We start from the raw sequence: 11,423 nt of genomic DNA on the forward strand, positions 1-11,423 counted from the left end.
CAATGAGGGGGGTGTTTTACCAGATCATGAGATAAGCTGCATTAAGCTGCGTGTTCCGATATTGATTCGCGGTCTGCACCCGTTGGGCGGAGGCGGATCTTTTCAGGGCACACGAAGGAGTTACGGCAAAAGACCGGAGATGCGCCAGGGGCAGGGTACAGGCCCGCCCGCGCATGCTGAACCGGACGAGGCGAAGAGGAACGCATGGAGCAGTTAGAAGAATTGCAGGGTCGCATCCAGACTGCGCTGGCGCGCATCGGGGGCGGTGTTGCGGCGTTGGAAGAAAAACACGCCAGCCAGCCGGTGCCGACGCTGGAAGATCTGGACATGCAAAAGCATGCCGAGCTTCTGGCCGACCTCGATGACGAAAAAATGGCCAATGAACAGCTGCGCGAGCGGCTGAAGCTGCTGCATGGCCGCCTCGAAGACATGGAAAAGAAGGTCGCCGCCGTCGATGGCGCCGATGATCTCATTGCGCTGCACGCGGAATTGGAGCTGTTGCGCAACGAGGCCGGAAACTCCGTCGAGGCCGAGGCGCTGAAGGCCGAAGTGACCCGGCTCAAACAAGAGCTGGAAGTGGCGCGAAACCAGGCCGCGAGCGAACGCGAGAAGCTCGAAGATGATCTGAGCGAAATGACGGCACAGAGCGAACAGCTTCAGGCACAGTTGGAAGAGCTCGCATCGGCCCATCAGGACAGCGCGCCGAGCGCAGCGCCCGACAGTTCTGATCACGCGGCGGAGCTGGAGGCACTTCGCGCGGAAAATCAACAACTTCTGGCTCGTGTTGAAGCCGCCGAATCCATGGCTGAGGCCGGGCAGATACCGGGTGACGAGGGTGTCAGCGCCGAGCTGGACCTGCGCCTGAGCGAGCTGGACGGCGAATTGCAGGGCCTGCGCGCCAGCAATGATCAGCTGCGTGAATCCAACGCCGCGCTGCGGGCCGCAAATGCCCAGGCGCTTGGCGATCCGGCGCTGATCAACAGTGGCCTTGAGGCCGAAGTCGAGGGGCTGAAAGCCGCGCGCGCCACCGATCAGGCCGAGGTCAATGCCGTTCTCGCCCGGCTGGAGCCGCTGCTCGCCACTGCCCCCAATTTGCCGGAAGGAGAAGAAGCCTGATGCCGGAAGTGACCATTCACATCGGAGGCCGCGATTTTGTGGTGTCCTGCCAGGAAGGCGAACAGAGCTTTCTGCATATGGCGGCAGGCATGCTGGACGAAGAAGCGCAGGTGCTCTCGGATCAGATCGGGCGCATGCCCGAGGCGCGCATGCTGTTGATGGCGGGGCTGATGCTGGCGGATAAGACCGCCGCCGTCGAGGACCGCATCAAAGAGGTCGAAGCCGCGATGGAAGAGAAGCTCGTGGCAAAGGAAGCAGAGCTTGCCGAAAAAATCGCCGAGCTGGAAGAGCTGCGCAGCGCGCCGCCGCCGGAACCGGTGCAGGTCGAGGTGCCCGTGGTGCCGCCGCAAGTGGCCGACACGCTGACCGCACTCGCCGCCCAGGCCGAGGCGCTCGCGAGCGAGATCGAGGCAAAAGCCGCGCCCGACGAGGATGACGCAGCCGAAGAAGGCGCCCCAGAAGAGACGCCGGAGCCCGCCGAAGAGGTCTGATTTCACACGACCGTGCGCCATCACGTGATATAAGAAACCCCGCCAACCATCTGGTTTGGCGGGGTTTCCTGTCTTTGGGGTGCGAGCTTGCCGCGATCAGGCGTTGGCTTCGCGGATCTTGTCTGCGGCAGCTTTGTCAAAGCTGATGCCGTTTTGTTCGAACATACCGTCCAGCTCGCCCGACAGGGTCATCTCGGTGATGATGTCGCAGCCACCGACAAATTCGCCCTTGATGTAGAGCTGCGGGATGGTCGGCCAGTCGGAGTATTCCTTGATGCCGGAGCGGATTTCCTCATCCGCCAGCACGTTGACGTCGGTGTAATCAACACCGATGTAATTCAGCACGCCAGCCACGCGGGAGGAAAACCCACATTGCGGCATGTCCTTGGTGCCTTTCATGTAAAGCACCACGTCATTGGCTTTTACGGTCTCGTCGATGCGTGTTTTAGCGTCGCTCATGTCCGGTCCTTTGTCTCATCTGTCTGGATTTGGTGGGGAAGCTCACCAAAATTGGGTGTTATTCCGGCGCCTTGGTGGTCAACGCTAGGGCGTGCAGATCACCGTCAGGGCCGTCCATCTTGCCTTTGAGCGCGGCATAGACGGCACGTTGTTGTTGCACGCGGTTCTTGCCGCGAAAGCTCTCGTCCACCACCATGGCGGACATATGGACCCCATCGCTGCCGCCGACCTGGATCTCGGCGTCGGGGAAAGTTTCGCGCAGGAGGGCTTCGATTTCATGGGCCTGCATGGGCATGCGTTGCGTCCTTATACCTGTTTGTGCAAAATGTAGGGCTGTGACCGGGGGGCTGCAAGCAGGATTAGCAAATCCGTTGCCTCAGCGGGGCCTCTGCACATAGGGGGCCAGTTGCGGGATGAACTCGGGCACCTCGGCGAGCGCCTCCTGCACCTCGGGTTCGGTGAAATCCCAGATCGAGCTGGCAGCTTCGGGGCAAAGCGCGGCAATCAGCGCCTCGCAGTGCTGGCGCAGGCTGTCGGGCATCGCAATGGCGCGCGCTTCGCAGAGGATCAACAGGGCCTCGTGGATCGGGCGCAGGATTCGCAGCGCATCGGTCATGTGATGCAGAAGGTCGGGATCCTCGCGCCAGCTTTCGCCATCAAACAGCTCCTGCGTAACGCGCTGTCCCGCACCGGCGCAGGAATAGGCCACGCAGCCGGAAAACCCCTTGTCGATGAGATCGCGGTGGATCGTGCACGCATGGCCCGCCGAGAGTTTGGGGCAGGGGGTGTCGACCGCCTTGTTGATGCCAAATCCAACATCCTTTTCAAAAGGATAGGCGACACAGCACAGGGCGGCACAACGCGAGCAGTCATGGGCCAGATCCGGCAGGATTGGGGTCCAGCCCATGATTGAAGCCTTAGGCGACGGCGGCGGCAAAGCTGCTGCGGAAGATCTCGCTCAGCTCGTCCAGCGGCGCCTCGGAGCTGCCGATCTTGACGCTGTCACCGGTGAAACGGCCAACCGAGCTGAGCGGCACGCCCGCCTGCGCAGCCGCCGACATCAGCGCTTCGGCCTGGTCAAAGTTGCAGGCCACCAGATAGCGCGCCTGATCCTCGCCAAACAGCGTCGGCGTGTCGGCAACGTCGAGTTGCACGCCAACACCGGCGGTCTCGGCCATCTCAAAGGCGGCCAGGATCAGACCACCATCGCTGAGGTCGGTGCAGGCCTTGATGAGCTCGCGGTTGGCCCGGATAAACTCGCCGTTGCGCTTCTCGGCCGCCAGATCCACCGCAGGCGCATCGCCATCGGTGCGGTTGAAGACCTCATGCAGCAGCGCCGATTGGCCCAGATGCCCGATGGTTTCGCCAACCAGCAGCAGAACGTGACCGTCGCGGGCCTCGCCCAGGATCGGCTCCTCATCGGCGGCGACCAGACCCACGGCACCGATGGTCGGTGTGGGCAGGATGCCCTGTCCGTCGGTCTCGTTATAGAGCGACACGTTGCCGGACACGATCGGCATATCCAGCGCAGAGACCGCTTCGCCGATGCCTTTGAGCGCGCAGACGAACTGGCCCATGATCTCGGGCTTTTCGGGGTTGCCGAAGTTCAGGTTATCGGTTGTCGCCAGGGGCTTGGCGCCCACGGCAGTCAGGTTGCGATAGGCCTCGGCGACGGCCTGTTTGCCGCCTTCAAAGGGGTTCGCCTTGACGTAACGCGGGGTCACATCCGAGGTGAAGGCCAGCTTTTTATTGCTGCCATGCACCCGCACCATGCCGCCACCCAGACCGGGGCGGCGCGTGGTGTCGCCCATCACGGTGGTGTCATATTGCTCATAGACCCATTGCTTGCCAGCGTAATTGGGCGAAGAGATCAACGCCTTCAGCCCGTCGATCGGGTCGATATTGGGCACGTCGGTCAGCTCTTCGGCGGGAGGGGTTTCGACCCAGGGGCGGTCGTATTCCGGTGCCGAGGAGGAGAGCTTGGACAGCGGCAGGTCGGCTTTGACCTCGCCATTGTGCAGAATCAGGAAGCGGTCCTCGGCGATGGTTTCGCCGACGATGGCGAAATCGAGGTCCCATTTCTCGAACACGGCCTTGGCTTCGGCTTCCAGCTCCGGCTTCAGCACCATCAGCATGCGTTCCTGGGATTCCGACAGCATCATTTCATATGCGGTCATATTCTCTTCGCGCTGCGGCACGTCTTCGAGGTTCAGCTTGACGCCAAGCCCGCCCTTATCGCCCATTTCCACGGCCGAACAGGTCAGACCCGCCGCGCCCATGTCCTGGATCGAGATCACCGCGCCGGTCTGCATCAGTTCCAGCGTGGCTTCCATCAGGCGTTTTTCGGTGAACGGGTCGCCAACCTGCACAGTGGGGCGTTTTTCCTCGATGGTGTCGTCAAATTCGGCGGACGCCATGGTGGCCCCGCCAACCCCGTCGCGCCCGGTCTTGGCGCCGAGGTAGACCACCGGCATGCCCACACCAGAGGCGGCAGAATAGAAGATCGCATCGGTCTTTGCCAGGCCAGCGGCGAAGGCGTTGACCAGGCAATTGCCGTTATAGGCGGGATCAAAGCGGACCTCGCCGCCGACGCAGGGCACGCCAAAGCAGTTGCCATAGCCGCCGACGCCTTCGACCACGCCATTGACCAGCTGTCGGGTCTTGTGATGGCTCGGCTCGCCAAAGGACAGCGAGTTCATCGAGGCAATCGGACGCGCGCCCATGGTGAAGACATCGCGCAGGATGCCGCCGACGCCGGTGGCCGCGCCTTGGTAGGGTTCGATATAAGAGGGGTGGTTGTGGCTTTCCATTTTGAAGACCACCGCATCGCCATCGCCGATATCGACGATGCCGGCGTTCTCACCGGGGCCGCAAATCACCTGCGGGCCAGAGGTCGGCAGACCACGCAGCCATTTCTTCGACGACTTGTAGGAACAATGCTCGTTCCACATGGCGGAAAAGATGCCAAGCTCGGTGAATGTCGGCTCTCGGCCGATGATCTCCAGGATCTGATCGTATTCGTCGGGCTTCAACCCGTGGTTTCCGATCACTTCAGGCGTAATGGCTGGTTCCTGCATGGCGCTAGATGGCCCCCCGGTCGCTTCATGTTGTCGGCCTTTTAGAGCATGGCCGGGAGCGGGGAAAGAGGCTTGATGCACAGCTCCGCAGATATGCCAAACGCCAAAATATTGTGCATTGCCACGCGTATTGCTCAATATCCGAAGCGAGACGGCGATTTCGGAAGAAAAACGTCGTTTGAGCTGCATTTTTCTTGGCAGCAGGCAAGATTTTCCGAAAAAACAAGAACAGGCGATGCGCCATCGAGGCGAGCCGACGCGATAGGCCAAAAAAAAGGCCGAGCACTAAGCTCGGCCGAAGTCCAACAGGGAGGTATGAAGCGCGGCGTTTGCCGTCTTCATGAGAAGGCATTTAGGGTGCCCGCCGCCGCCTCGCAAGTGTTTTACACGACATTAATTTCAAACCCGATATGCACCTGGCGCATAGCTTTTGGGGAGCCGTGCGGAGCTCCCCGCTGAGGTTACAGTTTTCCGAGTGCTTTCAACTGCTTACGGTGCAGGATGATCTCGTTCTGAACAAAGTCCCGGAAGGCGGAAACGCGCTGGGAATGGCGCAGCTCTTCGGGATAGGCGAGGTAGACCGGCACGTCGTTGGTGTCCTCATTGGGAAGGATCGGCACCAGGTCCGGGAAATCCTCGGTGAGGTAGTCGGGCAGGACGCCGATACCGAGATCCTGAAGCACTGCCTGCAAGACCCCAAAATAGTTGTTCACCGTCAAAAGCGACTTGGGATTGTGAGTCATCAGTTTCTGCACGAGGGCAGCCGCCGAACCGACCTGGGCAGAACGCAAGCTCTGGCAAATCAGCCTGTGATCACAAATCTCTTCGATGTTTTCCGGCCAGCCGCACCGATCCACATAGCCGCGCGACGCATAGAGCCGCATCTGCACCGACATCAGCCGCTTGCGGATCAGATCGGCCTGGCTTGGTTCCTTCATGCGGATCGCTACGTCTGCTTCTCGCATGGGAAGATCGAGCACCCGCTCTTCCAGCATCAGGTCGATCTTGAGATTGGGAAATTGCTCATAGAGTTTGGCCAGCCGCGGCGCCAGCCAGAGGGTGCCGAAGCCAGTGGTGGTGGTCACGCGCAGCTCGCCAAACACGCCTTCTTCGCTGTCGCGAATGCGGGCGGAGGCGGTTTCCAGGCGTTTTGCCATGGTCTTCGTTGCATCAAAGAGCAGCTCACCCTGTTCGGTCAGGATCAAGCCGCGCGCATGCCGGTGGAACAGGGTTGCATCCAGGCTCTCTTCCAACCCGCGGATCTGACGGGAGACCGCGGATTGCGAGAGATTCAGCCGGTCGCCCGCATGGGTCAGGCTGCCGGCGTCCGCCACCGCGTGAAAGATCCGTAGTTTGTCCCAATCCATTGTTTTTACTCTTTCTGCCTCTTTTGACCAAACTACATGAAAAGGATGACAAGTTTCAAACCTTACAGCGGTTTGGTGCGAATTCTTTGTAAAACGCCTATACAGGTCAGTAATTATGACCTAATATTGGATCCAATATGCACGCAAGTCGTGGTTGAGGAGGCCCGGATGAGCACGCAGAAAATTTCGCTCAATGATCGTTACGACCTTGAAAAGTCGCCCATTCTTTTGAATGGCACCCAGGCGCTGGTGCGTTTGATGCTGATGCAGAAAGCCCGCGACAAAGCGGCTGGCCTGAACACCGCGGGCCTGGTGACAGGCTACCGGGGCTCGCCTTTGGGGGCGGTCGATATCCAGATGAAACGGGCGGAAAAGCTGCTTGGCGCTTCGGATGTCACCTTTCAATACGGGTTGAACGAGGATCTCGCGGTGACCGCCATCTGGGGCGCGCAGCAGGCCGAGGTGCGCAACGAGGGCAAATATGACGGCGTCTTTGGCCTCTGGTACGGCAAGGGGCCGGGGGTGGATCGTTCGGGTGATGCGCTGCGTCATGCCAATATGGCGGGCAGTTCCAAACATGGTGGCGTGCTGGTGGCAATGGGCGACGATCACACCGGCGAAAGCTCCACCGTGCTACACCAGTCGGAATGGTCCTTGCTGGATTGCTACCTGCCGATCCTGAGCCCGGCCGGGGTGCAGGAAATTCTTGACTATGGCGTCTATGGCTATGCGTTATCACGCTTTTCCGGCCTTTGGGTCGGCCTGAAAACGATGAAGGATACCATCGAGGTGACCTCGGTCGTTGATGGCGATCCCAACCGGATGCAGCTGGTCGCGCCGGAATTCGACATGCCACCGGATGGGTTGAACATCCGCCTGGACGATGACCGCTTCCGCCAGGAAGACCGCATTATCGACTATAAACGCTTCGCCGCCGAGGCCTTCAGCCATGCCAACAAGATGGACAAGCGCGTTTGGGGCAAACCCGGCGCAAAGATCGGTTTTGTTGCGGCGGGCAAGAATTGGCTGGATCTGGTTCACGCGCTAAGCCTTTTGAATATCAATGAGACCATGGCCGAACGGCTGGGCATCACGACCTATAAGGTGGGGCAGACCTGGCCGATGGATATCAAGGGCTTTCACGACTGGGCCGAGGGGCTCGACCTGATCGTGGTGGTCGAGGAAAAGCGCAAGCTGATCGAGATCCAGATCAAGGAAGCGATCTTTGATGACCGCCGGGGCCGCCGGGTCTATGGCTGGTACAAGGGCGGCGCGGGCACGCTGCATCGCGAGGAGCTGTTCCCGACCAAATATGCGCTCGACCCGATCATGATTGCTGAAAAGTTGGGCGCCATCCTGATTGAAGAGGGCCGCGATACCGAGGCTATTCGGGCCGGAATCGCGCAGCTGGAAGAGGCCAGACGCGCCGACAACGCCGAAGAGATCGCGGCGCGGCTGCCTTATTTCTGCTCGGGTTGCCCGCATAATTCCTCGACCAAATTGCCCGAAGGCTCGCGCGCCTATGCGGGCATCGGCTGCCATTTCATGGTGCAGTGGATGGACCGCGAGACCGTCGGCTTTACCCATATGGGTGGCGAAGGGGCCAATTGGATCGGCGAGGCGCCGTTTTCCAACAGAAATCATGTTTTTCAAAACCTTGGCGACGGAACTTACAACCACTCCGGGGTGATGGCGATCCGTGCGGCGCTGGCGGCGGGCACCAATATCACCTACAAGATCCTCTATAATGACGCGGTGGCGATGACCGGTGGCCAGCAGGCCGAAGGGGGGCTTTCCGCCCATCAGATCGCGCATGAGCTGGTGGCGATGGGCGTAAAAACACTCGCCGTGGTTTATGACGAAAAGGAAGACGTCGACGCGGCCCTGTTTCCCAAAGGCATGCGCCTGCATGAGCGCGCCGAGCTGATGACCGTTCAGCGGGAGTTTGAGACGGTCGAGGGGGTCTCGGCGATCATCTACATCCAGACCTGCGCGGCGGAAAAACGGCGGCGGCGCAAGAAGGGGCAATTCCCGGACCCCGACATGCGCGCCTTTATCAACACCGATGTCTGCGAAGGCTGCGGCGATTGCGGCGTGCAGTCCAACTGTATCTCCATCGTGCCCAAAGAGACCGAGCTGGGCCGCAAGCGGGCGATCGACCAATCCAGCTGCAACAAGGATTTCTCTTGTCTGAACGGGTTTTGCCCGTCGTTCCTCAGCATTGAGGGCGCCACGATCCGCAAGGAGGCGACCACCAGCCTCGAGCTGCCGGATCTGCCAGAGCCGGAACTGCCCGGGATCAACGGCACCCATAACGTTGTGATCACAGGCGTCGGCGGCACCGGGGTCGTGACCATTGGCGCGGTGCTGGCGCAGGCGGCGCAGATCGACGGCAAGGGCGCGGGCATGATGGAGATGGCCGGCCTCGCACAAAAGGGCGGCGCGGTGCATATCCATTGCCGCATCGCCGAGGCCCCCGAAGACATCAGCGCCATTCGAGTCGCCACCGGCGAGGCCGATGCGCTGATTGGCGGCGATCTCGTGGTCAGCGCTGGGGCCAAGACGCTCGGCCTGACCGCGACCGGCAAGACCGGCGCGGTGGTCAACAGCCATGAGATCATCACCGGGGACTTCACCCGCAATGCGGATTTCTCCATTCCCAGCGACCGGTTAGAGGTCGCGCTTCAAGCACGCCTGCGGGATCGCGTGGATCTCTTTGATGCCTCCGAGCTGGCGCGGATCAGCCTCGGGGATTCGATTTTCTCCAACATGATGATCTTCGGCGCGAGTTGGCAGCGTGGGCTGATCCCGGTATCGTTGGAGGCGATCCGTCAGGCGATCACCCTCAATGGCACTGCGGTGGAGAAAAACCTGCGCGCCTTTGAAATTGGACGGTGGGCGATGCTCTATCCGCAGGAGGTGGCCAAGCTGCGGGCGCCCACGGTGGTTGCCCTGCCCAAGACGCTGGATGACAAGATCGCCTATCGCCAGGATCATCTGATCGCCTATCAGGGTGCGCGTCTGGCAAAACGCTATACGCGGATGCTGGAGGAGATCACGGACCCACGGCTGAAAGAGGCGGTGGCAAAGGGCTATCACAAGCTTCTGAGCTATAAGGATGAATATGAGGTCGCGCGGCTGCTGCTCAGTTCGCGCGAAAAGGCGGAGGCGGAATTCTCCGGGGATCTCAAGATCTCCTACAATCTCGCGCCGCCGATCCTGGGTGGCAAGGACGCCAATGGCCGGCCCAGAAAACGCAGGTTCGGCCCCGGCACCGAGCGGCTGTTCCGGCTGCTGGCGCGGATGAAATCCCTGCGCGGCACCCCCTTGGACGTCTTCGGCTATAGCGCCGAGCGCCGGATGGAGCGCGCGCTGATCAAGCAATATGAACGCGACATGCGCGACTGGCTGCCAAAGGCCGCCGAGGTGGACAGGGATGCGCTGGTCGCGCTGGCAGAGCTGCCGCTCCAGATCCGGGGGTTTGGTCCGGTGAAGCTGCAAAGCGAACAGGCGGCCGCAAAACGACGCGAAGAGCTGCTGGCGGCGTTGAAACAAGGCCGCGCGCCGCTCAAGACTGCCGCCGAATAGGGTACTTCTGCGGGCGTTACGACTGTGTTACGAAATTCGGGCAAACTACTTGCCCGACCGTTCGCGTTCCCTCAGCGGGGCGCGGGCGGAACACTATCGTCTTTGCGGAGACCAGACCCACATGACCAATCGGCGTCATATTGCACGTGATATTTCCTATTCGCATTCGGCAGAGACGCGCCCCGGGCGCATCATGATCCGCCTGATGGAAAATTCCACCGGTCGGCTGCGGCTGATCAAACGGGCCAAGGGCTATGACGCCGAGGTCGCATCGGGGCGCAGTTTCTGGGAGGTGATGACCGAACGCTATGGGCTGACGCTGGATGTGGTGAGCGGCAGTCTTGACGCCATTCCGCGCGACAAGCCTCTGATCCTGATTGCAAATCACCCCTATGGGATTCTTGATGGGCTGATGATGGGGCATATCCTGGCGCGCAGCCGCGGCGATTTCCGCATTCTGGCGCATCAGGTGTTTCGCAAGGCTGAGGATCTCAACAAGGTGATCCTGCCGATCTCTTTTGAGGCCAGCAAAGAGGCGATGAAGACCAATCTCGACACCAGGCGCACGGCGCTGGAGTATCTGGGGCAAGGCGGCGCCATCGGGATTTTTCCGGGCGGGACCGTTTCGACCGCTGTCAAACCCTTTGCCCAGCCGATGGACCCGGGCTGGCGCAGCTTCACCGCGCGTATGGTGGCGAAATCCGATGCGGTGGTGGTGCCGCTTTATTTCGACGGCCATACCTCGCGCCTGTTTCAGATCGCCTCGCATCTGCATGTCACCCTGCGTATGGGGCTGCTGATCAAGGAGTTCAGAAAACGTGTCGATACGCCGGTAAAGGTTGCGATCGGCGCGCCGATCGGGCGTGATGTTCTGGACCCATTGGCCAAGGACAGCAAAGCAATGATGGATTTCCTGCGCAAAGCGACGTATGAGCTGTCTCCAACCCCGCTCAAATCCTATGACTACGGGTTTGAGTTTGAAGAAAAGCACCGGGCCTGACCGGGCCTCGCGTATCAAGGCAGTGTAACATGGCAGTTGGTATTTTTGATTCCGGCCTTGGCGGTTTGACCGTATTGAACGCGGCGCAAAAGCGCCTGCCGGATGTGGATTTCCTCTATTACGGCGATAACGCCCATGCCCCTTATGGCGTGCGCGACGCCGAGGATGTGTTCCAGCTGACCAGCGCGGCGGTGCATGACATGTGGGATCGGGGCTGCAATCTGGTGATTCTAGCCTGTAACACCGCCTCCGCCGCGGCCCTGCGGCGCATGCAAGAAGCCGGCGTGCCCGAGGGCAAGCGGGTGCTCGGCGTCTTTGTGCCGCT

At 60.8% G+C, this 11,423-nt stretch carries 9 protein-coding genes and 1 pseudogene; 5 read left to right on the plus strand and 5 right to left on the minus strand.

The genetic code is table 11. From position 1 onward, the window contains the following. Window positions 1-204: 204 nt before the first annotated feature. Both HCZ87_RS09110 and HCZ87_RS09115 read left to right on the plus strand, forming a co-directional pair. Window positions 205-1,116 carry a hypothetical protein gene (locus HCZ87_RS09110; protein ID WP_167643441.1) on the plus strand — a complete coding sequence of 304 codons (912 nt, stop codon included), beginning with the start codon at window positions 205-207 and terminating at the stop codon, window positions 1,114-1,116. After that, window positions 1,116-1,607: a cell division protein ZapA gene (locus tag HCZ87_RS09115; RefSeq protein ID WP_167643442.1), complete on the plus strand. Its 492-nt coding sequence runs from the start codon at window positions 1,116-1,118 to the stop codon at window positions 1,605-1,607. The genes HCZ87_RS09110 and HCZ87_RS09115 overlap by 1 nt, the downstream gene beginning before the upstream one ends. Window positions 1,608-1,703: 96 nt before the next feature. On the opposite strand, the gene grxD is transcribed toward HCZ87_RS09115, so the two are convergent. The 5 genes from grxD to HCZ87_RS09140 form a co-directional block, all read right to left on the minus strand. Further along, complete coding sequence (gene grxD, locus HCZ87_RS09120; protein WP_167643443.1) at window positions 1,704-2,066, minus strand: Grx4 family monothiol glutaredoxin; 363 nt, start codon at window positions 2,064-2,066, stop codon at window positions 1,704-1,706. Between the two features lie 58 nt (window positions 2,067-2,124). Continuing rightward, complete coding sequence (locus HCZ87_RS09125; RefSeq protein ID WP_167643444.1) at window positions 2,125-2,361, minus strand: BolA/IbaG family iron-sulfur metabolism protein; 237 nt, start codon at window positions 2,359-2,361, stop codon at window positions 2,125-2,127. Between the two features lie 81 nt (window positions 2,362-2,442). Beyond that, entirely contained in the window at window positions 2,443-2,973 is a 531-nt protein-coding gene (locus tag HCZ87_RS09130; protein ID WP_167643445.1) for a hypothetical protein, read from the minus strand. Window positions 2,974-2,983: 10 nt separating this feature from the next. After that, window positions 2,984-5,143: a phosphoribosylformylglycinamidine synthase subunit PurL gene (gene purL / locus HCZ87_RS09135; protein ID WP_167643446.1), complete on the minus strand. Its 2,160-nt coding sequence runs from the start codon at window positions 5,141-5,143 to the stop codon at window positions 2,984-2,986. A gap of 461 nt (window positions 5,144-5,604) precedes the next feature. After that, window positions 5,605-6,510: a LysR family transcriptional regulator gene (locus HCZ87_RS09140; protein WP_167643447.1), complete on the minus strand. Its 906-nt coding sequence runs from the start codon at window positions 6,508-6,510 to the stop codon at window positions 5,605-5,607. Between the two features lie 150 nt (window positions 6,511-6,660). On the opposite strand from HCZ87_RS09140, the gene HCZ87_RS09145 reads away from it, so the two are divergent. The 3 genes and pseudogenes from HCZ87_RS09145 to HCZ87_RS09155 all read left to right on the plus strand — a co-directional run. Next, entirely contained in the window at window positions 6,661-10,098 is a 3,438-nt protein-coding gene (locus tag HCZ87_RS09145) for an indolepyruvate ferredoxin oxidoreductase family protein (RefSeq protein WP_368484108.1), read from the plus strand. A gap of 121 nt (window positions 10,099-10,219) precedes the next feature. Then, complete coding sequence (locus tag HCZ87_RS09150) at window positions 10,220-11,098, plus strand: lysophospholipid acyltransferase family protein (RefSeq protein ID WP_167643449.1); 879 nt, start codon at window positions 10,220-10,222, stop codon at window positions 11,096-11,098. Window positions 11,099-11,127: 29 nt separating this feature from the next. Continuing rightward, window positions 11,128-11,423, plus strand: a pseudogene (locus HCZ87_RS09155) (aspartate/glutamate racemase family protein); the annotation flags it as partial.

Source organism: Phaeobacter sp. HF9A, from assembly GCF_011806385.1.
Classification (GTDB): domain Bacteria; phylum Pseudomonadota; class Alphaproteobacteria; order Rhodobacterales; family Rhodobacteraceae; genus Epibacterium.